The 21,139-nt window shown below is 40.4% G+C and carries 18 protein-coding genes and 4 pseudogenes; 14 read left to right on the plus strand and 8 right to left on the minus strand.

Features of this window, described 5'->3' with window-relative positions:
- Positions 1 to 99 precede the first annotated feature (99 nt).
- A complete protein-coding gene (locus ACFPRA_RS18240) occupies positions 100 to 396 on the minus strand; it encodes a DUF2653 family protein (protein ID WP_381437894.1) in 297 nt (98 codons plus the stop codon).
- Entirely contained in the window at positions 384 to 845 is a 462-nt protein-coding gene (locus ACFPRA_RS18245; RefSeq protein ID WP_239389453.1) for a hypothetical protein, read from the minus strand. Before ACFPRA_RS18245 ends, ACFPRA_RS18240 begins: the two co-directional genes overlap by 13 nt.
- Before the next feature lie 201 nt (positions 846 to 1,046).
- On the opposite strand from ACFPRA_RS18245, the gene ACFPRA_RS18250 reads away from it, so the two are divergent.
- The 8 genes from ACFPRA_RS18250 (at position 1,047) to ACFPRA_RS18285 (ending at position 11,157) form a co-directional block, all read left to right on the plus strand.
- A complete protein-coding gene (locus ACFPRA_RS18250) occupies positions 1,047 to 3,167 on the plus strand; it encodes a transglycosylase domain-containing protein (RefSeq protein ID WP_381437936.1) in 2,121 nt (706 codons plus the stop codon).
- Positions 3,168 to 3,263: 96 nt separating this feature from the next.
- Entirely contained in the window at positions 3,264 to 3,566 is a 303-nt protein-coding gene (locus tag ACFPRA_RS18255; protein ID WP_381437898.1) for a YunC family protein, read from the plus strand.
- Positions 3,567 to 3,780: 214 nt separating this feature from the next.
- Positions 3,781 to 4,638: a YitT family protein gene (locus ACFPRA_RS18260; protein WP_381437900.1), complete on the plus strand. Its 858-nt coding sequence runs from the start codon at positions 3,781 to 3,783 to the stop codon at positions 4,636 to 4,638.
- Positions 4,639 to 4,867: 229 nt separating this feature from the next.
- On the plus strand, positions 4,868 to 5,818 hold the full coding sequence (locus ACFPRA_RS18265; RefSeq protein WP_381437902.1) for an MBL fold metallo-hydrolase: 951 nt from the start codon (positions 4,868 to 4,870) through the stop codon (positions 5,816 to 5,818).
- 142 nt (positions 5,819 to 5,960) lie between these two features.
- The gene (locus ACFPRA_RS18270) at positions 5,961 to 6,950 is read left to right on the plus strand and encodes an SEC-C metal-binding domain-containing protein (RefSeq protein WP_381437905.1); all 990 of its coding nucleotides are present in this window, start codon (positions 5,961 to 5,963) and stop codon (positions 6,948 to 6,950) included.
- A 398-nt stretch (positions 6,951 to 7,348) separates the two neighbouring features.
- Entirely contained in the window at positions 7,349 to 8,797 is a 1,449-nt protein-coding gene (locus ACFPRA_RS18275; protein WP_381437907.1) for a purine-cytosine permease family protein, read from the plus strand.
- A gap of 169 nt (positions 8,798 to 8,966) precedes the next feature.
- Complete coding sequence (locus ACFPRA_RS18280) at positions 8,967 to 9,533, plus strand: RNA polymerase sigma factor (protein ID WP_381437909.1); 567 nt, start codon at positions 8,967 to 8,969, stop codon at positions 9,531 to 9,533.
- Positions 9,511 to 11,157, plus strand: a complete 1,647-nt coding sequence (locus ACFPRA_RS18285) for a DUF4179 domain-containing protein (RefSeq protein WP_381437912.1) — start codon at positions 9,511 to 9,513, stop codon at positions 11,155 to 11,157. Before ACFPRA_RS18280 ends, ACFPRA_RS18285 begins: the two co-directional genes overlap by 23 nt.
- Positions 11,158 to 11,237: 80 nt before the next feature.
- Here the strand turns inward: ACFPRA_RS18285 and ACFPRA_RS18290 are convergent.
- Both ACFPRA_RS18290 and ACFPRA_RS18295 read right to left on the minus strand, forming a co-directional pair.
- A pseudogene (locus ACFPRA_RS18290) lies at positions 11,238 to 12,074 on the minus strand (LysR family transcriptional regulator); the annotation flags it as partial.
- Position 12,075: 1 nt separating this feature from the next.
- A pseudogene (locus ACFPRA_RS18295) lies at positions 12,076 to 12,168 on the minus strand (flavodoxin family protein); the annotation flags it as partial.
- A 480-nt stretch (positions 12,169 to 12,648) separates the two neighbouring features.
- Here ACFPRA_RS18295 and ACFPRA_RS18300 point away from each other — a divergent pair.
- Positions 12,649 to 12,813 carry a hypothetical protein gene (locus ACFPRA_RS18300; RefSeq protein WP_381437914.1) on the plus strand — a complete coding sequence of 55 codons (165 nt, stop codon included), beginning with the start codon at positions 12,649 to 12,651 and terminating at the stop codon, positions 12,811 to 12,813.
- A 488-nt stretch (positions 12,814 to 13,301) separates the two neighbouring features.
- Here the strand turns inward: ACFPRA_RS18300 and ACFPRA_RS18305 are convergent, their stop codons facing one another.
- Positions 13,302 to 13,925 carry a LysE family translocator gene (locus ACFPRA_RS18305; RefSeq protein ID WP_381437917.1) on the minus strand — a complete coding sequence of 208 codons (624 nt, stop codon included), beginning with the start codon at positions 13,923 to 13,925 and terminating at the stop codon, positions 13,302 to 13,304.
- A gap of 299 nt (positions 13,926 to 14,224) precedes the next feature.
- Between ACFPRA_RS18305 and ACFPRA_RS18310 the strand changes: the two genes are divergently transcribed.
- Both ACFPRA_RS18310 and ACFPRA_RS18315 read left to right on the plus strand, forming a co-directional pair.
- Positions 14,225 to 14,623 (plus strand): VOC family protein, encoded by a 399-nt coding sequence (locus ACFPRA_RS18310; protein WP_381437919.1) that lies wholly within the window; start codon positions 14,225 to 14,227, stop codon positions 14,621 to 14,623.
- Positions 14,624 to 14,666: 43 nt separating this feature from the next.
- Positions 14,667 to 15,248: a DUF4256 domain-containing protein gene (locus ACFPRA_RS18315; RefSeq protein ID WP_381437921.1), complete on the plus strand. Its 582-nt coding sequence runs from the start codon at positions 14,667 to 14,669 to the stop codon at positions 15,246 to 15,248.
- A gap of 107 nt (positions 15,249 to 15,355) precedes the next feature.
- Here the strand turns inward: ACFPRA_RS18315 and ACFPRA_RS18320 are convergent.
- A pseudogene (locus ACFPRA_RS18320) lies at positions 15,356 to 15,802 on the minus strand (LysR family transcriptional regulator substrate-binding protein); the annotation flags it as partial.
- A gap of 179 nt (positions 15,803 to 15,981) precedes the next feature.
- Here ACFPRA_RS18320 and ACFPRA_RS18325 point away from each other — a divergent pair.
- Entirely contained in the window at positions 15,982 to 17,133 is a 1,152-nt protein-coding gene (locus ACFPRA_RS18325) for an MFS transporter (protein ID WP_381437924.1), read from the plus strand.
- 82 nt (positions 17,134 to 17,215) lie between these two features.
- Here ACFPRA_RS18325 and ACFPRA_RS18330 read toward each other — a convergent pair whose 3' ends face one another.
- Positions 17,216 to 18,175: a PLP-dependent cysteine synthase family protein gene (locus ACFPRA_RS18330; RefSeq protein WP_381437926.1), complete on the minus strand. Its 960-nt coding sequence runs from the start codon at positions 18,173 to 18,175 to the stop codon at positions 17,216 to 17,218.
- Positions 18,176 to 18,299: 124 nt separating this feature from the next.
- Here ACFPRA_RS18330 and ACFPRA_RS18335 point away from each other — a divergent pair, with 124 nt between their 5' ends.
- Together ACFPRA_RS18335 and ACFPRA_RS18340 are read left to right on the plus strand one after the other, a co-directional pair.
- The gene (locus ACFPRA_RS18335) at positions 18,300 to 18,854 is read left to right on the plus strand and encodes a helix-turn-helix domain-containing protein (protein ID WP_381437929.1); all 555 of its coding nucleotides are present in this window, start codon (positions 18,300 to 18,302) and stop codon (positions 18,852 to 18,854) included.
- A gap of 153 nt (positions 18,855 to 19,007) precedes the next feature.
- Positions 19,008 to 19,985, plus strand: a complete 978-nt coding sequence (locus tag ACFPRA_RS18340; protein WP_381437932.1) for an ornithine cyclodeaminase family protein — start codon at positions 19,008 to 19,010, stop codon at positions 19,983 to 19,985.
- A 139-nt stretch (positions 19,986 to 20,124) separates the two neighbouring features.
- Here ACFPRA_RS18340 and ACFPRA_RS18345 read toward each other — a convergent pair.
- Positions 20,125 to 20,994: pseudogene (locus ACFPRA_RS18345) on the minus strand (RNA-guided endonuclease InsQ/TnpB family protein); the annotation flags it as partial.
- Positions 20,995 to 21,139 lie beyond the last annotated feature (145 nt).

Here is a 21,139-nt window from a genome sequence, read left to right on the forward strand (position 1 = left end):
ACTGTATATTTAGACATAAAAACACCCCGTAAATGTTAGTTTGGTGTCTAACATTTACGGGGCAGATCATGAATGGCTGTTTTTTCTATGGAAGTCGCTTTAATCGATTGCTGCGACAATCCCTTCTTCTTCATCGAATTTTAGGTCGATGCTTGTAGCGAAAGGATCTCTGTTCAGATATTCCTCTATCCATAAACGTAATGCCGCAATGATGTCTGAAGTCATGAACACTTGTTTCTGTCCGTTTACCGTAGCTTCTGCGGAAAAGGGTTGTGCATCCTCATCATCGTAGTAAAGCTCCACTTCTACATCTTCAGGAAGGGCATATTTTTTGCGCGCATAGTAAAGGCAAATGGCATTGATAATGTCTTGTTCCGGAATCATTAGCTGTTCCATGGGTTAACTTCCTCTTTTTTCTTTTTAGCTTTCATCAGGTCAAATATTTTCTTGATGATGACGACAATCAGGATAATCGCGATGGCATTGATTGCAAAGCCAAGGATCGATCCGAGCATGCCCATATTGGCAAAAAGGCCACCGAATAGCAAGCCGGCAAGACCACCGATGAATAGTCCCTTCATCAGACCGCCATTCATAAAGCCGCCGCCTTTATTGTTTGTGTTGGATGATTTGGCAGCAGTTGTTGAAGAGTCGTCCTTTTTCGTTTGGCTGTTCGATTTGTTGATCTGGTTTGTTTGGTTATTGTTGCTATTATTGGTGTTGAAGCTTTTCTTCCCTGATTTGTAGCGTTTTGCTTCTGCAGTTGGGTGATCATTGAAAACATAGTTTCCGATCGGTGATACAAGAAGCGTTAGCACGAGTAATGCCGCAAATAATTTTTTCATGTTCTATACCCTCCATCAATTTCGTATGAACTTAAAGTACATCCATCATACCTAGTCTAACCTATTTTACGATTGAAGCCAAAGAAAGTTTCACTTTTTGATGCGAATAATATGCTAAAATGAAGTTTTGTATTGAAAGAAGCAATGGTTTTCTTTCTTTATTTATTTTGCGATAAAAAAGGTGGAATTCATTTGGGAAGAATGGAACAAAGGCAACAACGGAAACAACGGAACAGGTTTGATAGATTAAGGAGATGGTTTAAAACTAAAAAACTGATAAAGTTACTTTTCATCAGTGGTATTGCCGTGCTTCTGTGTGGTCTATTGATCTTGAACTTTTTTATTCGTTCAAGTGATGTCAGTAAATTAGAAGAACCGGAACCAAGACCTACCTTTATCTATGATCAAAACGGAGAGATTGCTAGTAAGATTTCGCATTCTAAAATCGAAGGTGTCCGCTTAGAACAAATTCCAAAAGAGTTGATAGAGGCGATCATCTCTACTGAGGACCAACAATTTTATAAACATAACGGCATCAATTACTTCGGCATCGCACGGGCATTCGCGCAAAATTTGTTTACAGGAGAAGTGGTTGCAGGAGGTAGTACAATCACGCAACAGCTTTCGAAAAATGTTTTTTTATCCCACGAACGTACCTATAAGCGGAAGTTTAAAGAACTGATTCTGACTAAAAAGATTGAGCGGGACTACTCAAAGGATGAGATACTGGAACGTTATTTAAATCAAATCTATTTTGGTGAAGGAGCATGGGGTGTTCAACGTGCTGCACTCGTCTATTTCGGAAAAGATGTCAGCCAATTAACCTTAAACGAATCTGCCACGTTAGCCGGTGTGATAAAAGCGCCGACCCACTTATCTCCTTACAAAAACATGGAGAAATCGGTAAAACGAAGAAATATCGTATTATCATTAATGAAAAACGAAGGTTATATTACCCAGGCTGATTATGAACGGGCAATCGAAGAAAAAATCTTGTTGGCAGATAAAACATTGCCGAATTATACAGGGAAATACCCGTATTATATAGATCATATCGTTGATGAGGCGGTAACAAAGTATGGCCTGACAAAAAACGAAGTGCTAGCTGGCGGCCTACATATTTATACAGAATTGAATCCTGTTATTCAAGATGCGGTTGAAGAAGTCTATCGGGATGATAACAATTTTCCTGCTAGTAAGCCAGATCAACTTATCCAAAGTGGTGGAATCTTCTTGAATCCAAAAACGGGTGGCATTCAAGCGCTTGTCGGTGGAAGGGGAGACTATACGTATGGACGTTTTAACAATGCCACCGAGTTAGTCAGACAGCCGGGATCAGCATTGAAACCGATTGCGGCTTACACGCCTGCATTAGAGAAAGGTTATGAGATTTCTGATTTGCTTATTGATGCACCGCTTAATATTGATGGCTATTCGCCACAAAATTTTGATAGACAATTTCGTGGGCAAGTCACTATGTATGATGCCGTTGTCAATTCTTATAATATTCCTCCTGTCTGGCTCTTGCATGAAATTGGAATTGAGGAAGGCATACGTACCGTAGAACGATTTGGAATCCGTTTGGACGACAATGATGCGAATCTGGGCTTAGCGTTAGGGGGCTTGCATCAGGGGACATCCCCGCTGTTGATGGCTCAAGCTTTTTCCACTTTTCCGAATGACGGGGTGATGATGGAAGCCCATGCCATTACGGAAATCAAAGATTCCGAAGGTGAAACCATCGGGAAGTGGCATGAAACATCTGTTCAAGTGACAGAACCGGAAGTTGCTCAGGAAATCACCTATATGTTACTAGGTGCTGTAGAATCAGGCACAGCCAAGAAAGCGCAAATTGCAGGTTTGGAAGTCGCCGGTAAAACCGGTACAACCCAACTTCCTTTTTCGGGTTCAGATGGATCGAAGGATCATTGGTTTGTAGGCTATACACCCGATATCGTTGGGGCGATTTGGTTAGGGTATGATAAAACCGATGCCGAACATTATTTGACGACAACGAGCAGTTACACGGTACCTGCAATTTTTCAACAAATCTTGACGAAATCCATAAGTGAATACCCTACCAAAGCATTTGCACTACCATTGGTCGAGAAACAGAAAAAAGAACTGGAAAAACAGAAAAAGAAGATGAAAGAGAAAGAGAAAGAGAAAGACAAGAAGGATAAGAAGAAAGAGAAACGAAAAGAAAAGGACAAAGAGAAGCACGAAAAGGAAAAAAAGAAAGAGGAACGGAAAAAAGAAAAAGAGAAGAAGAAAGAAGAGAAAAAGAAAGAGAAAAAGAGAGAGCACGATGAAAACAAGTAAAGCAGATTACTGCCCGCAATTATCGCCCATTCATAAGGTCCTTTGAACAACTTCTCCTATTTCCCCATATGTATAGAGAAGGAAGGGGTGGGTAGGATGATTTCAATGGAGCCGATTGTACTTGAAGGTTACACATTTACGGCGGTGACCGTCCGATTGCCTAAGACGACTTTATTAACCGTTTCGAATGACAACGGCTATATTATGTGTGGTGCGTTGGACGTCGGGTTGCTGAATACACAGTTACAGGACCGAAAAATCATCGCAGGGCGAGCGGTCGGTGTGAAGACCATCGAGCAATTGCTGAAAGCACCGCTTGAATCAGTGACACTGGAAGCGGAAGAACGAGGAATTCATGTAGGCATGAGTGGAGAACAGGCTTTGTTAAAAATGCTTTAAGAATTCGTGCGTGCGCCTTCCATCTGATTAGACTGTCTGATCAGATGGGGGCTTTTTACTTTTCTTAAAACAAACGGGTACTTAGCGCTTTCTTGCATTCATAAATGTACCATTTTGATATGAAATTCGGTACAATAGGTCTCTAAAGATTTACAGGCTGGAGTAACGAAAAATATTTTCGATTTACCGCCATTCACACCAGTAGGAGGTACTTATGTTTTTTATCGAAGCAAAAAGGATAGCCGTCGTGATTTTTGGGTCATTCTTATTGGCCATATCACTCAACTTTTTTTTGATCAATGCCAACGTCTATTCAAGTGGGTTTGCAGGTGCTGCACAGCTGACTTCCAGTGTCTTTGCAGATTATCTGGACATTTCAATTGGCACTGGAATCCTCTTATTCATCTTCAACATTCCCGTTATCATATTAGGGTGGTTCAAAGTGGGAAGAGGGTTTACCATCTATAGCATTGTTTCTGTTATATTTGCAACGCTTTTTATGGAAATTTTACCGGTCTTGTCTGTTTCAAACGATATTATTTTAAATGCCGTATTTGGTGGAGTCATTGCTGGAGTCGGTATCGGATTATCGTTGAAATTGGGGGCTTCAACAGGCGGTATGGATATTGTAGCGATGGTGTTATCACGATTGCAAGATAAACCGATCGGCACTTACTTTTTAATTCTGAACGGAATCATCATCGTTCTTGCAGGAATCGTATACGAGCCTGAAAATGCGTTATATACGATGTTGACATTATATGTAACAACGGCAGTCATTGATATGATTCATACACGCCATGAAAAGGTAACGGCTATGATCGTGACACGTAAAGCGGATGAGTTGCAGAAAGCGATCCATCAAAAAATGGTACGCGGCATCACCATTCTTCCCGCTAAAGGTGCTTACACAGGAGAAGATAAGAGCATGATGTATCTCGTCATTACGCGCTATGAATTGTATGATTTGGAAACGATTATTAAGGAAGTCGATCCGAATGCCTTCACAAACATCGTACAAACAGTGGGGATTTATGGTTTCTTTAGACGCGAGGGGGAGACAGTGAAATAAGGATTTCCTTTTACAACAGCCGTTTTATAACGGTTGTTTTTTTATTGCTACCAGCAAAAAAGGGTTTACACATCGATTTGCTTCGGTTCGAAAGTCCTGAGTTGCAAGCAACTTGACAAGGAGTGTGAGCAAATACTTAACGAGTGCAAGCAAAAAGCAGGAAGTAAGGTGATGTGCTATAATTGATGGAAAGTTTATACTTATCTATCTTTTCGAGGGGGAGTCAAGTATGTCAAAAAAAGAACCAATCCAACTGAACGAAAGAGTCTATTTAATAGACTGCTATGATATGGGTGTTCCGGAACGGACAGGCACGTATGTGATTAATGAACAGGAACTGACCATTGTAGAAACTGGCCCAAGTCCATCCGTAAAGCATGTGAAAGATGGATTGCAAACGTTAGGGTTTTCGCTCGATCAGGTGAAATATATCATTGTGACACACATCCATTTGGATCATGCAGGCGGGGTTGGGCTCTTGCTGCAAGATTGTCCGAATGCCCAAGTGATTGTGCATGCGCGAGGAGCGCGGCATTTGGCAGATCCAGCAAGATTGATCGCCGGAGCGAAGGCGGTATACGGAGATAAGTTTTCGGAATTATTTGACCCTATTCTACCTATCTCTGAAGATCGACTGCTCATTAAAGGGGAAGGAGATACATTGAAGATTGGCTCCGCATGTACTTTGGAATTTTTGGATACGCCTGGACATGCAAAACATCATTTCAGTATTTATGACCCAGTCAGTAATGGGCTATTTACGGGCGACACGGTTGGTGTTCGTTATTCGCAATTGATCCGTGATGGTGTCCAGCTCTACCTGCCATCGACTTCACCAAATCAATTCGATCCCGAAGCGATGCAACATGCGATTGACCGTATGCTAGCGATGAAGTTGGATGCCATTTACTATGGACATTATGGAATGACGGCTGAACCGGAGCAGGCACTTCGACAAGTTTCCGAATGGCTAACGGTCTTCATGGAAGAAGCGCAAACTGTTGTGGCCGAAGAAGGTGGCCCTGAATTGCTTGCGGAAAGCTTATTAAAGCGTGTAAAGAATTACTTAAAAGAGCAAGGTGTGGCGGATGACCACAAAGAAATGGAGATCATTAAGCTGGACATGGAAGTAAGTGCGATGGGAATAGTTGATTATTTCAGTAAACTGCAAATCAAATGAGATTGAGGAAGTTCATTATGATAGACTGTTTTGATTTTTGAGATAAAAGTGAATGTCAATCTCCGTATTATTTTTACTTAATTTTTATATATAAACATGTTAAGCTTGACTATGATTTTTAGTAGTTAAAGGACGTGTTTGTATGGTAGGTCGTAATGAGCCTTGTCCGTGTGGTAGCGGAAAAAAATATAAGAAATGTTGTGAAGCGAAAGCGACATTTTCAATAGAAGTAGCGCAAGCGGAAGAATTGGAAAGAATCTTGCAGGTCTTTTATGAAGAGTATCCGGAACGCCGTGATGTACATGCTTATTTGGATATTGCAAAGAAATGGAAAGAGAAGCTGGCAACCTATTTGGTAGAGGAAATGATTGAAGCCATTGTGCTAGATGAATTCTTCTTCCATCACAAGCCGGACATTTGGACGAATTATTTGGAAAAACAACGCAAGAAGATTGTCCGTCCATCTGTCTTAGAAGTACTGAACACTTGGAACAGTCCGCGTGCTTTCATTGGAGAGGTCGTCGCGGTGGAAGAAACGTATCTGACTGTAAAAAGTATTTTCGAAAGTGAAACGATCTTCCTGAGACGAGAGAGCGAGAAGCCAGTTCCCGTCGGTGTTCATCTTTATTGTTTCATTTTACCGGATGGCACATCCAAGGAAAATCACTACTTGGCGATTTCCAGCCTAATTTTCTTCCCGACGGATCACGAAAAAGTGTTCGGGGAGTTTGCGAAACAGTTCCAAACGCAACAAACTCAATCCGTGAACGTATTTTTAAAAGAAAATGGTATGACATTTTGGAAGTTGCTTGGTGAGGACGGATATGAAGGTGAAGAATTTACAAATTTCGAGTCGGGCGTCCTTCTGAAAGCGATCGAGTTTCTAAATGAAAAAGAACGGGATTCCGAGAAGCTATTGGAAATTGTCGAAGACTATTTAGTGGAGCAACAACCAAATGCGCGAAAAGAGGTTGCAATTGCGGCTGGTGCAATACGATTCGGTCAGGAAAATGCCTTATTTGAACCGCTTCAACTAACCGTCAAGGAAATTGCCGAATGGTTTGAAGTATCTACTTCATCGTTAAATAAGTATTATCAAGAATTGAATGCGTATTATACAACGAAAAAGTAAATGAAAAGCATCCCACTTATTGAAGAAAATTCATTTGAGTGGGATATTTTTTATTTTTTAAAACAGTTATTTGACTTTAAAATTAACAGACTTGGATGATGACATACGTTTCCATGCTAAGTGGAGCTTTGATAGGTCTTTAGAACGAGTTGGGGCGGAGAGCCCAATATTTACGTTAAATTATGTTAAAATAGAAAACAGGGTGAGTTAATCCGCTTTAACAGCTTTTTTGGTGGAAATAACTCTCAGCTCCTTTGTCTTTGGTGAATCAACAGAATGCTGTTCCCCCATAGCTTGAAAACTGCCTTTTCCCCAATAACATAACATACAGCCTAACCCAGTCTAAAATTCCCGGAGACAAAGACATCTACACTTGAAGGAAGAAAGGATCTGGTTGAATGCGATCTGAAATTACCGCAGATCACAAATTACGAGAAAAAGACATACGCGAAAAAAACTTACGAGAAAAAGACATGCGCCAAGACGGAGAAACAACAGGCGACTTTTCATTTGACCGAGTCCCGCGTGAAGAACGTAAAATGGGATGGGTCAGCATCACCAACATCACCTTTGGCATCGCAACCGCGATTTTCTATTTCCAAATGGGGAGTGTCATGGCACTACAATTTGGAGCGGCCAACGCCATCATCTCGGCAAGCTACGCAATTATCGTTGCAGGCATCCTTGGAAGCATCATTGTTTATTTGTCTGCCAAATCTGGCATGAACGTCAACTTATTATCCCGCGGAGGATTCGGTTATATCGGGGCCTCGTTAACCTCATTAATCTACGCATCGAATTTTATCATGTATTGTGCATTTGAAGGCATGATTCTAGTCGCTGCGGTCCATGCATTTTTCCCCGCCATTCCCCTATGGCTCTTGATTGTCGTCTTTGGTTCATTGGTCATCCCATTAAACTGGTTCGGCATTAAACAATTGGACAAACTACAAAAATGGTCATTGCCGATTTTCGGTGTCTTCTTAATCGTAGCGATTATTATGGCGTTTAACCATCCGTCCCTTTACGACGGCAGTTTTTGGACCTATATGCCTGAAGGTGTTCAAATTGGTGGAACCGCATTGCTATTATGTATAGGTATGCAGCACGGCATTATGGGACTAACTGCGTTGATCGCCTCGGATTACGCACGTTTCCTAAAACCGAAAGACTTGAAAATCGGGTCTATCGCCATCGGTTTTATTCCGCAGATTTTCTGTTTCGGCGTAATGGGCGGTCTCGGTATTTGGTTCGGTGTCACACTCGGAGAATCAAATCCGGGTGTCTACATTGTTGTTCTGCTAGGGCTCGGTGGTGTACTGTTTACCGTGCTGACACAAGTCCGCATCAACATTACCAATATTTACAGTAGCTCGCTGTCGCTGTCAAGCTTTTTTGAAAATATGTTCGGCTTTACGCCAGGTCGCCGCTTCTGGGTCGTGGTGGCAGGAGTCATTGCAATGATTTTGATGCTTGGCGGTATCGTTGACCATCTTGATACAGCTATGACTTTCCAAGGTGTTGCATTGATGAGCTGGGCAGCGGTTCTGGTGACGGACGCATTGGTTCTCAAGAAATGGTTGAAAATCAGCCCTCGCTATTATGAGTCGAGACAGGAAAATTTATACAAATGGAATCCCGTCGGTGTTGTATCGTTAATCGTACCAACTTTGATCGGAACGATTGCAGCACTCGGTTACATGGGCACATTCCTACAAAGTACGGCAGCGTTTTTCGCATTACTGATGGCATCGATTTTGACCGTTGTCCTTGGAGTAGCGACAAAAGGCCGTTACTATATGAAGAAAGAAGCGCATGATATTCCGAAAGAGGATTGGATTGCCTAAAAATGAAAAGCAAAAAGAGAAACATCCCACGCAATGGAGAATCCATTTGTGTGGGATGTTTTTTATTTATTTTCCTAAAAAGTGAAATGATTCGATGCCTCGACCCGTTATACTGGGTGAAGTACCAAAACGAGACATGCGCATGATCGTTTAAGGGAGGAGGTTTACGATGCAAGAAGAACAGCAGTGGATCAGAGATGTGCTAGCTGGAGACAAACAAAGCTACGCACATATTATTAATAAATATAAGAACCCATTATATGCAACGATATTGCGTATGACGAAAAACCCGCATGATGCCCAAGATTTAGTGCAGGAAGCTTTTATCAAAGTCTATGAACAACTTGGAAAATACGATCAGACAGGTTCATTTTCGAGTTGGTTGTATCGGGTGGCTATCAATCATTGTATGGATGAATTTCGCAAAAAGCGCTATAAAATGAAACAGATTGAAATAGAGGAAGGAACGATGATCTGCGCAGATACACCGGAACTGCTCTTTTTTAAAAATGAGGAGAGTAGAAGACTGGAACGGCTAATTGCCACGCTGCCGGAAGATGAACGCGTCATTATTTTATTGCGTTATGTCAATGAACTCAGTTATCAAGAAATTGGTGATCTCGTGGATGTTTCACTAGCCACTGTCCGCAATAAACTCCATCGGGCCAAGAAGAAATTGAGAGAGATTGTTAAACGAGAGGGAGGGAATTTTCATGAAGTGTCCGACTGTAGATGAACTTTCACAATATGTTGATGATCGACAAGCATATAAGGATATCGGGAACCATGTTAAAAGTTGTACGAAATGCCAGCGTGTTGTCGCAGCTTTTGAAAGTGAACAGCATTTTATCAAAGAAACATTGCAAACCCCGACATTGCCAGATGATTTCACTGCTATGGTTCTGGATCAGCTGGAGCCTTATGAGCAGAAGATTCAGCGGAAGAAAAGCAAGCCTTGGAAACGAATTCTCTTATCCGCAGCAGGAGTCGTGCTGGCACTTGGTGTCAGTGCTACACTGAACCCAAGTTTTGCCGACTGGATTGGGGGCATGTTTTCACCGGAACAAGCAGATTCCAATGCCGCGATTGTAGATGAAGGGTTACGGATGGCAACGGAGGCTGGTTTAGTGGAGCGTGTCAATTTGGAAGTTCAAGATAATGGCATTACATTCAAGGTGGAAGATGTTGTCATCGATTCCTCGCGTGTGGCATTATCGTTTCAAGTGCTCAATCAGAAGGGCAAGGCTCAAGATACAAAATTGAATCTAGCTGAATCCGATAATAAAATTACGGTCATCGATCAAAATGGTGAGCCACTTGATCGAATGGGCACAGGCTGGCAGGAAGATAGTGACTATGGGATCGTTGAAATTCCCATAGGGGAACAGCCTGCAATGGAAAAAATTACAGTGAAATTTGACTTAGTGGAATTGAATGGCGTGAAAGGGAACTGGGCTTTAGAGGTTCCAATTGATGTGACGAAACATAAAACCTTAACAAAGATTGTTCAATTAGATAATGCTTCAACAAGCCTTCAAGGTGTAACGATCGATATGAAGGAAATCCGATTTGCTCCTTCGACTACTGAATTAACGTATGAAACAGGTTTTACAGAAGAAGAGCAAGCGCGGGTCCGGAAAGAGGTTCAACAGCTGCAGGCGCAAATCGGTGGAGAAAGTGTAAAAGATGAACTGGCTCTTCGAAAATATGGAACGGCTTTAGAATACCATATCGAAAATGAAAATCAAAAAACGATTTACCGAAATAATCATGGAGTTTTATTGTATGAGGAAGGGCAACCGGGGGATTTAATGCGAACCGGGAGTTCAGGTAATGAGGGAACACAACTTGGACAAGTGACATGGAACCAAACATTCATACCACAAAAAGGGGAGCCTAAAAACACATTGGTGTTGGATGGTGTGTATAAAACAGTTCCCTCCGATTTATCCATCACCTTTAAACCGAAAGAATTGAAAAGAAATCCTGTGTCGTTTGAATACGAAGGGAATTTTATCAAGATCAAAAAAGCAAAGAAACAAGGAGAGTATTCGTTACGGAAGGAGCTCATTCCGGTTGAAAGGGAATCGGTCTTTATGATTGAAATGGAAGGCGGCATGGAAGAAACCGCCTCTGATCTTGGTACCTGGATCTTAACGGATGACAAAGGGAATTCCTATCCAACCTTTGGAAACGAGAATATCCTGTTTAAGAAAGACAAAAATGGACGTTATCAAACAACCGTCGATCTCAAAGTGTATGACTTAGAAGAAGTACCGGAAGAACTGACCTTGCATCTCGTCTCCGTGACGCGTTATGAAGAAGTCAAGGAGAGATGGGAAGTACCTTTATACGAATAATGCAAACGAAATCAGCCATTTCATATAGATGGCTGATTTCTCGTTTTGATATGCAAAAATACGAAGATATGGGATTATTGTTAGGCATTTTTATTAAGGAAACTTTTTTGAGTCAGTTCAATAAAATCTTCCAAAGGCGGAGTCATCCATTTATCCTTATGCCAAGCGATATGTGTGGAAATAGGGGGAATATCACTTTTCCAACTTAATTCCGCCATTGTTCCGGTTTTAATATCTTGTTCAACAACCATTGTCGGCAAAGCCGCAATGCCTAATCCAGAAATTACACATTGCTTGATCGCTTCGATACTGCCGAATTCAAACTTATTTACCGGGTAAACTTTTGCTGCGTGACAAGATTTTTCGAGAAGCGTGCGGTAGGAGCATCCCATTTCGGTTAATAGCAGTGTTTCATGCTCAATGTCTTTCAGAAGCACCTCTGACTTCGAAGCTAATGGATGGTCTGGAGCAACAACCAACTTAATATCTTCTTGTATTAATGGTTTGATCGTCAAAGCATCTTCAGGTTTTGTTATATCCATAATGAAGGCGACATCAAGCGTACCATTCATCAGTTCCTTTCTTGCTAACTCATCAGAATGGGCGGGTTTAAACAATAGTTTTACGTACGGGTATTGATCTTTAAATTCTTTTAATATGGTGGGGAGCCTATACGTACATTGGCTCTCTTGTGCGCCAATGACAAGCGTTCCAAACGGCTCTTTATTTCCACTGATAGCCATTTTTGCTTCTTCATTGAGTTTAATGATTTTTTCTGCATATATTTTAAACTCTTTTCCTGCTTCGGTCAGTGTTAGACGTTTACCTAAACGTTCAAATAACGGTTTTTCGAGCTCTTCTTCCAATGCTTTTATTTGAGCTGTCACACTAGATTGAGCAAAGTTCAAAATGCTAGCTATAGCCTTCAAAAGGGAGACCGACAAAGTCAAAGATGTAATTGAATTGCCGAATTAACGGTAATCCTTTTATATAAGGGGAATCTCCTCCTACTATATTATCCGAGAAGGGAATAGACCAGGGGATATATATCAAGACAAAAAGGCTTTTTATGCGGCTGAACAATTACGTGAAACATTGAATTCTTTGTAGCTTTCTTTTTACTTTGTTTTTGTCAATCAATGAACCCGATACATTAAGGATTCGCTATTCTATAAAAAATAAGTGGAGTGACAATGGAGAAAACATTTTTTCTGGACTCTGCATAAACCTTTGATAGGCCAAGCCTTTCAAGGGTTTTTATCGCGTATTTTATGATATGGTCTATGATTTCTGTAAAAAGTGAACTGGAATGGCGGCACTGCATCATAAAGTTTTTGAGAAATAGAGGAATTTAGCATCCGGTGACGAAATAATCAGATAATGAATAGAGGAAAATCGAAGGGAAATTTTATAAAGGATTGTCGCATCGGTATTTTTTTAAACGATTTGAGGAGGATTTTGCGAACAATTCATTTGGAACGGAGGAGAGGAATGTTGGTGGCAGCTTACCAAATGTTCTTGGTTTTGTTAATCATTGTATTTGGAATGATATCAATTGGATTGCAAGAAGAAGAGCATTACAAAATAAAAAATCATTTTGCACAATTAAGTGGCATCGGGATAGTAGGCTTGCTTGCAACATTTTGGCTGACATGAAATGAGGCGTACCATGCACAGGTACGCCTTTTTAAATAGGTTGGGTGTATAAGTATTACTAATGACTTTGTATTGAACAGTCATAATTTAACTTATGTATCTTAGGTGTTAATATTTAGAAAAGAAAGGGGAGGTAAAATGAGAATTTTTGATGCACAAGCTGTTGATAAAATTCTTTACACGAATGCGATGAAATGGTATTTCAAGTAATTGACTTTTCTACCCGAAAAATGATTAATCGTTAGTACTTCGCTTCACAGAATAAGAAGAATCCATTTTGATCAATCATTTTTCAAAATGGATTCTTCTTATTTATCTTGAAATATAGATTTGTAAGTTTTTTGATCAAACTTTATTTCAAAGTGCAACAACATCTATTGATCAGCTATATGAAGAAGAGTTCATTATCAATAAACAGAAAAAGTGATGGCACAGAGATTAGGATAACAAGTTTTGCTGTAACAGATTGTGAAGGAATGTTTAGACTATTATTTTTGGCTAAAAGCGATTTTTAACCCTATAACTGTAAACAGAGTCCCTTGTACCATGTTAATCTTTTTTGATAATGATGTATTTTTACGTAGGAAATAACCCACTCTTCCGGCAAACAAACTGATTAAAGTGAAAATCACGAAAGCTTGGGCTAGAAATAGGACTCCTAAGACAAGCATTTGAATGGGCACATTCCCATTTTCGTAATTAATAAATTGAGGGAATAAGGCAAGGAAAAACAAAGATACTTTCGGATTTAAAAGGTTCATGATGATTCCTTTTTTGTATAAAGATTTATAGTCTAAAGAGTCCGCGCTATCTAGATCGAAAGTTGAACCTTGCTCTCTAAACGATTTATATGCAAGGTATAACAAGTATGCGGCTCCTGCATATTTAACGATCGTGAATGCTAGGCTGGATTGATAAATAATTGCTGAAATGCCGATTGTTGCTGCAACAATATGGACGAGCAATCCTGTACAAAGCCCTAGTGTTGTAAAAATCCCTGCATTTTTCCCTTTCGCTATACTCTGTGCCAAAGTGAACAAGTTATCTGGTCCTGGCACAAGGGTAAGAACGATTGCCGCGCCCAGAAAAGATAGCATAGTTAGAAGTTCCACAATTAATCCCCCCCACTTTTTTGACAACTCATTATAACATAATTGTAGAAGTCGTATATCAAAAATTCTGAAATGAACAGTTTTAAAACGATGACATTAAATTATTCAGTAAACCGTTATCGAACGTTGTTCAATTGGAAAAACTCTTTTGTAAGGCTTATTCGACGCTTCAGAAGGAGCGAGGGCAGCCGTGCTTTCATCGCTAAATGGCTTCTGTTATCGTATAATATCCAGAGGGAATCCCCATTTTTACTTTTGAGGCCAAGCTTGAAACAATCAACTAGAAGGAGTTGGAAATAATGAAAAAGGTTACCCCATTTTTGATGTTTCAAGATGGCAAGGCAGAAGAAGCAATGAATTATTACACATCCCTTATTGAGGATTCGGAAATTACGAGCATTTCTCGCTACGGTGCGAATGAGGGCGGTATAGAAGGAACCGTGATGCATGCAACATTTTCCTTGAAGGGACAGGAATTCATGTGCATTGACAGTGGTATTCAACATGAGTTTGCGTTTACCCCTTCATTTTCCATTTACATCACTTGTGATTCTGAAGAGGAAATTGACAATCTGTATGAGAAGCTAAAAACAGACGGAGCAGAACTTATGCCGTTAGGGAATTATGGCTTTAGCAAGAAATTCGGCTGGATAAACGATCATTTTGGCGTGTCTTGGCAACTTGATTTGCCGAACTAATGGATGTTGATAGAAGGTAAATAAAAATAGGGAGGACACGAGCATGACAAAAGAAAATGAAAACAGTACCAACAAGGAGTTGCCACTCGAGCAACGAGAAGAATTACTTAGCGTATTAAAAGCCCGTTTTGAGAAACATATGAACCGACATGAAGGGCTTGAATGGGCTCAAATCCAAGCGAAGTTGGAAGCAAATCCCGAAAAACTATGGTCGCTCAATGAAATGGAGAATACCGGTGGTGAACCGGATGTTGTTGGTCATGATGAAAAGAAGGACGAGTATATTTTTTATGATTGTGTAGCGGAAAGTCCTAAAGGACGCAGAAGTGTTTGCTATGATCGTGAAGCGCTGGAGTCAAGGAAAAAACATAAACCGGAAAATAGCGCGATGGACTTGGCGACTACTATGGGCATTGAGCTTTTAACGGAAGAGGAATATCGGACGTTGCAAAAGCTTGGAAATTTCGATCTGAAAACATCGAGTTGGGTGCGAACCCCTGACGCTATTCGAAAACTCGGTGGGGCTCTTTTTTGCGATCGTCGTTACGATCATATCTTTTTGTATCATAACGGTGCGGATTCCTACTATGCTGCCAGAGGTTTTCGTGGCTCGCTAAGAGTTTAGAACCAATCATTTAGAGCCTGCTTTTGAACATTTTTTCAAAAGCAGGCTCTAATTTTGTTTTTTTTACAGGAAATTGTAATCGAACTTTACGGCAAAACGAGTGTATTTTACTTGTTCCATTCCTTGATAAAAAGCATCATCTTATGAACAGAAAGTGTATGCAAATGTTTTGCCGAATATAAAATCCCAATCTGTCTGAAAAAATGATTGTCCAAGTCCTTCGCCACAAGGCCGTCCGTGCAACTATTCAATTGTAACTTGGGGAGTAGGCTGATTCCTAAGTTGTTTCGCACCATTGAAATGATCGTTTCGTCTCCTCTAATTTGATAAGCGATATGAGGTTTGATTTGTTCCTTTTTAAAAATATTGTGCACTTCAAAATGCGAGTTTAAATAGGGCAGAATAAATTGAGTCGTTCCGATCGCTTCTAGCGGAATTTGATTTAACCGAGCGAATGGATGTTGTGAACTCATAATGACGACAATTGGATCTTCAAATAAAACTTCAAAATCCCATTTAGGATTCTGGGAAGTTCCAATGCCATAATCGATTTGATCCTCTTCTAGCTAGTCGGCGCTATCTTTCTATTGACGAATTGGTTGAAACCTTTATATGTCGTCCTCTGTGCAGTGGTCATTTATAACATCTATATGATTGGTTGTAAGTACCCTCTATCTTAATATGCCTATGCGGATTTTCATGCTATGATTCAATCATTACGGGGGGATGAATGATGAATCAGCAACGCTGGCTTTCACAGAATTTTTTTATGTTTTTTATTACATGGGGTGTGTTTTTGCCTTACTGGACGGGATGGCTTGTGCAGGCAAAAGAATTGAGTGTGCCAGAAGCCAGCCTTATCATGGGATTTGGATTAGTGGCAAGGGGAGTCTCGACACTGTTTGCCTTTCCATTTGTTTCAAAATTTTGGAGCGGCCAACGGGTCCTTCTGATTCTCACAATCGGTTCGCTAATCGCGACGCTTCTCTATATACCTACTTCATCATTCAGCATGCTTTTTATCGTTACAGTTCTCTTTAGCGCTGTTTATCCAGCGCTGCTTCCTGCAGTTGAAAGTGCGGCGACTGTTCTTATACAGCAAGGAAACATCCATTATGGAAAAAGTCGAAAGTATGGTTCGATCGGTTTTGTCATTTCAGTGCTGATTATTAGTATGGTGACAGGTCATTTTGGGGAGCGGGCGATCTTATGGAGTATGATTGCTGGGCTTTGTTTAATGTTGGTTATGTGTTTACAACCGGCACCGGCAGTTTTGCTTGCAAAGCCGATGGCAAAGGATCGCAAGAAGTCCCTTTCAATGCGTGGCTTATGGCAAGTGAGAAGTTTTCCTATTGTGTTGCTTGTCGTTGTATTGTTGCAAGGGGCACATGCTTCTTATTATAATTATGGTTTTATCTACTTACAGGATTTGGGGGTCAACAATTATTCTATTGGACTTATCCTGAATATTGCCGTAATCTTTGAAATTCTTTACTTCGCGAAAGCCGATCACTTGTTTCAAGGTTGGAAGCCTTCAACCTTATTCATCGTGGCGGCGGTTGGATCATCGCTTCGTTGGATTCTGATCTTTTTATTTCCAAATATATGGATTTTTATGCTTTCCCAAAGTTTACATGCAGTGTCGTTCGGCATCGCTCATTTTGCATTTATCCAATACATCACTAAAAACTTGCCGACGAAGCAAATTCCGAATGCACAAGGGGTTTATTCGGCTGTTGCCCTCAGCTTCAGTACAGCAGTTTTGACCATGCTCGGAGGTTATCTATATGAAGTTTCACCAGGATTAGCTTTTTTAGGTATGATTCTATTTACAGTGCCAGTGCTTTTTCTGCTTATCGTGACACGGAAGCATTATGAATACTAACTACATAATTTGTACGCAATTACGCCGAGGCGTAATTGAGGAATAGCAGCTATCAGATTTACTGACAGCTGCTATTTGATTGTTATTCATATAGATCTGTGCTTAAATACTTTAACCCGGAATCATTGATCGTTAATACAATATTGGCTCCTTTTTCTATTCCTCTAAGCAGTTGCAAGGCAGCGGCAACATTTGCTCCGGATGAAAATCCTGCAAATACCCCTTCTCTTCGGGCTAATTCTCTTGTGACTTGTGTTGCTTCTTCATCTGTAATATGGATATAGTCTGTTACTAAATTTTTATCAAGAAGAGGCAAATCCATTAAATAACCGCCACCTTGAATTTTATGATTAGGATTCGAGAGTAGCTTACCAGAATAGAAGGAAGCGGAATCCGGTTCAACTAAATAACAACGGATATCGGACTTGTACTTTTTTAATGTTTTTGCACAACCGGTAAAAGTACCACCAGAACCGGCAAAGTCAAGAAAGACATCAATTTCTCCGTTCGTTTGTTCCCACATTTCTTCTCCCGTATGATATTCATGGGCATGTAGATTGCCGATATGATTAAACTGATCCGCACGGAATGCATTGCGCTCTTTGGTGATTTGTTGGGCGACTTCTTCCACTTTGGCAAGGTCTTCTCCTGACACTTGCCCGACAGGAGAACCGGGTGCTTGGTCTACTAACACAACCTCAGCCCCTAGCGCTTTCATCATTCTTGCTCGTTCCAATGAATTACCTTTTGACATGACCGCCACAAATTTATAACCTTTTACACCACATACAATAGCCAGTCCAGTTCCTGTATTGCCGCTTGTCAATTCGACAACGGTCTGATTTGGCTTAAGGATTCCCGCTTTTTCAGCCTCTTCAATAATTTGAAGCCCAATGCGATCTTTTTTGCTGAAGCCAGGATTTAAATACTCCAGTTTGGCAAAAATATTACCTTGAAGACCCTCCGTGATTCTAGAAAGGTGTACCATTGGTGTGCTGCCGATCGCTTGATGAACACCTGAAAGGATAGCGTTATTTTTCATAGCAAATTGCTCCTTTTTGTCTATTTCGTATGTTATAGTGTATATATATACGCTATATAGTTCAATGATAATCTATAACGTATTTTTGTGCAATATAACGGAATTAATTATTGGAGGTACATGTATGGAGCAAATCAATCAAAATATCGGTAAAAATATTAAACGCATTCGAAATGAAAGGGGATTGAGTTTAGAAAAAACGGCTGAAATAACAGGGGTTAGTAAAACAATGTTGGGACAAATTGAAAGAGGAGAGTCGAATCCAACCGTAACAACCGTTTGGAAAATCGCAAATGGGTTGCGCTTATCATTCTCTTCGCTCATTAGCCAAGAACGATCAGCAGTGACTGTGATAAGGAAGAATGAAATAGAGCCGATCAATGAAAATAATGGGCAGTACCGCGTCTATCCACTGATCCCTTTTCATCCAGAAAAACAGTTCGAAGTTTTTTCAATCACTTTGGAACCGGGATGTGCACACATATCAGAACCGCATAACGCAGGTGTGGAAGAAACTATTTTTGTAAATGAAGGAACGGTAGAGATTGAAGTAGACGGACAGAAACATGTAGTCTATCAAGAAGATGTGATTGTTTTTGAAGCCGGAAGCAATCACGTATACAGAAATAGTGAAAATAGCGTAGCAAAATGTACCGTTCTGATTCATTATCCGCGTTAAGCATTTCTAGCAGTAAAATACCGGAAAGAGGAACTCTACATTCATAATGAAAGGATTGAATGGAAGAGGGTTTCTATGAATTAGTGGAGAAATATCTAATTAGAGGAAGAAGTGAAGCTATCTTTAAATAAAAATGGAAAAGGATGAGGAGTCATGTTAGTTATCAATGCAGATGAACAAAGCAGTTTGGTAGATATGAATGAAATCATTGAATGCGTGGCTGTTGCCTTAAGTGAATTTTCAGCCCAAAGAACGATTACTCCGATTCGTGCGGTACTTCCTTTTGGGAAGGGGCAAAATACATTATTAACGATGCCTTCTGTAGCGGAAGGGCTTGGTAACGTTGGACTAAAGGTGGTAACAGTGGCTCCCAATAACAAAGAGGTAGGTAAGAAAATAATAGCAGGTGTTGTGATGCTATTGGATTTTGAAAATGGAGAACCCATCGCTCTGTTGGAAGGTTCTCATTTAACAATGATTAGAACGGGTGCGATCTCAGGTGTTGCAACGAAATATTTATCGCGTGGAGATTCAAAAAAACTATGTATTATCGGAACAGGAGAACAAGCAAAAGGTCTAGTTGAAGCGATACTAGCTGTTAGAGACATTGAAGAGATTCTCCTTTATAACAGAACTGAACAGAAAGCAGTTGAATTTGCTAAGTACATCAGAAGTGAATTTTGTAAACGTGTACAAATATATTCAGATTCAAATGAAGCGGTACGTAAAGCGGACATTATTGTTACGACAACAAACTCTTCAACACCGGTATTTACTGAATCGTTGAAACCTGGTGTTCATGTTAATGCAGTAGGATCATTTAGACCTACGATGCAAGAGTTGCCGTCCAATGCCATTTCTTTAGCGGACAAAGTGGTGGTTGAATCAGGTGATGCGGCTCTGGAAGAAACAGGTGATTTATTAGTTCCGATAAAAGAAGGTATTTTTAAGGCAGACGATATCTATGGAGAACTTGGACAAATTGTAAAGGGAGAACGAAACGGAAGAGAAAGTAACAAGGAAATTACGCTATTCAAATCAGTAGGATTAGCAGTTGTAGACATTGTAGTGGCAAAGTATTTTTACGAAAAAGCTATTAACAATAAAGTTGGGACTCATATTAATCTTTGACCACTCCCACAGCTAAAGCAATGGGATTCTTTTTCGCAAACATTTCACTTACACTTCCCCAATTGAGGAGGCAGAGGCGAAATTTGGGCGAACAACATTCGAAAGAACTCCTCCTTCGAAAGGGCAAGGTCTGTGCCAACTACGCCGTCCACTCGGCGATACGTTTCACTTGTTTCGGCAGATCGTTGGGATGCTTTATTTTTTGTCTGTCTTCGAACGATAGGTGCCTTTTTAACCACACCGGTTGCTTATAGACAACCGAGAGGATCGTTTTGACAGCCATCGGATACTTTTTGCGTGCAATGTTTTGCGCGCCGTTGATATCGCGATGGATTTCTGTTTTGTGAACAGAACAGCTGAGGTTTCTTCCGTTTGCTTGATGGCGGCCATGACAAAACGGGCAGTCTTGTGAAGTATAGCTTTCTTCCGTTACTTTCACTTGTATGCCTTTTAATTGTGCTTTATAGGTCAGCTTTTGTTTTACTTTTCCCTGATTCCACAAGGATAGTTGTTGGCGCTGCTTTCGATTGGTTTTTCTAGACCCTTTTTTCTTGGTGTTTTTTTCAATGCCCGAAACGTCGCCAATGACTAGATGGGTCACTTGTTCCGCTTCTAAAAAGGCAACAATTTCTTTCGTTGTTTTATGTTCTAACGCAGCCAATTGATTGGCTGTTTTTTGCCGGATTCGCGCCCTTGCTTGCTGATATTTTTTCCATTGACGGGATCCTTTTTTACAGCGGGACATTAATTTACTCAATTCCGCTAACGCTTTTGCACGAAATTGCGAGATACTGCGCATCGCTCGTCCCGATACTAATAACGCTTTTTCTTCTGTTGAGACCGTCACTGCATGGATTTCACCTAAATCTGCTCCGGCTGCTTTAAAAGGATACGTTGAAATGTCCTTTTCAGGCACCGAAATGGTATAACAAAACCAGTACGCTCCATTTCGCCAAACAACTTCAGCATAGTTGCAGTTTGCCAAGTTTTCTATGGAAAGATTCGGGAACTTGACGGAATGATTTTTCTTTGGATATTTTTGAGGCCAATCTTTCTTTTTCGTTAATAAAGCCTGTAGGTCAAGTTAAACTGTACCCCTTGTAAAGGACATTTTTAAAAAGCCTAGGCAGTATTAAGAAGATGATCTCTGTATT

Source organism: Sporosarcina soli, from assembly GCF_042655805.1.
Classification (GTDB): domain Bacteria; phylum Bacillota; class Bacilli; order Bacillales_A; family Planococcaceae; genus Sporosarcina; species Sporosarcina soli.

Coding starts and splice junctions, on each gene's coding strand:
- ACFPRA_RS18270 (WP_381437905.1), top strand. CDS start 5,961: ATGGTAGGTCGTAATGAGCCTTGTCCGTGTGGTAGCGGAAAAAAATAT.
- ACFPRA_RS18325 (WP_381437924.1), top strand. CDS start 15,982: ATGAATCAGCAACGCTGGCTTTCACAGAATTTTTTTATGTTTTTTATT.
- ACFPRA_RS18285 (WP_381437912.1), top strand. CDS start 9,511: ATGAAGTGTCCGACTGTAGATGAACTTTCACAATATGTTGATGATCGA.
- ACFPRA_RS18280 (WP_381437909.1), top strand. CDS start 8,967: ATGCAAGAAGAACAGCAGTGGATCAGAGATGTGCTAGCTGGAGACAAA.
- ACFPRA_RS18255 (WP_381437898.1), top strand. CDS start 3,264: ATGATTTCAATGGAGCCGATTGTACTTGAAGGTTACACATTTACGGCG.
- ACFPRA_RS18265 (WP_381437902.1), top strand. CDS start 4,868: ATGTCAAAAAAAGAACCAATCCAACTGAACGAAAGAGTCTATTTAATA.
- ACFPRA_RS18335 (WP_381437929.1), top strand. CDS start 18,300: ATGGAGCAAATCAATCAAAATATCGGTAAAAATATTAAACGCATTCGA.
- ACFPRA_RS18240 (WP_381437894.1), bottom strand. CDS start 396: ATGGAACAGCTAATGATTCCGGAACAAGACATTATCAATGCCATTTGC.
- ACFPRA_RS18250 (WP_381437936.1), top strand. CDS start 1,047: ATGGAACAAAGGCAACAACGGAAACAACGGAACAGGTTTGATAGATTA.
- ACFPRA_RS18330 (WP_381437926.1), bottom strand. CDS start 18,175: ATGAAAAATAACGCTATCCTTTCAGGTGTTCATCAAGCGATCGGCAGC.
- ACFPRA_RS18300 (WP_381437914.1), top strand. CDS start 12,649: ATGTTGGTGGCAGCTTACCAAATGTTCTTGGTTTTGTTAATCATTGTA.
- ACFPRA_RS18315 (WP_381437921.1), top strand. CDS start 14,667: ATGACAAAAGAAAATGAAAACAGTACCAACAAGGAGTTGCCACTCGAG.
- ACFPRA_RS18260 (WP_381437900.1), top strand. CDS start 3,781: ATGTTTTTTATCGAAGCAAAAAGGATAGCCGTCGTGATTTTTGGGTCA.
- ACFPRA_RS18310 (WP_381437919.1), top strand. CDS start 14,225: ATGAAAAAGGTTACCCCATTTTTGATGTTTCAAGATGGCAAGGCAGAA.
- ACFPRA_RS18340 (WP_381437932.1), top strand. CDS start 19,008: ATGTTAGTTATCAATGCAGATGAACAAAGCAGTTTGGTAGATATGAAT.
- ACFPRA_RS18245 (WP_239389453.1), bottom strand. CDS start 845: ATGAAAAAATTATTTGCGGCATTACTCGTGCTAACGCTTCTTGTATCA.
- ACFPRA_RS18275 (WP_381437907.1), top strand. CDS start 7,349: ATGCGATCTGAAATTACCGCAGATCACAAATTACGAGAAAAAGACATA.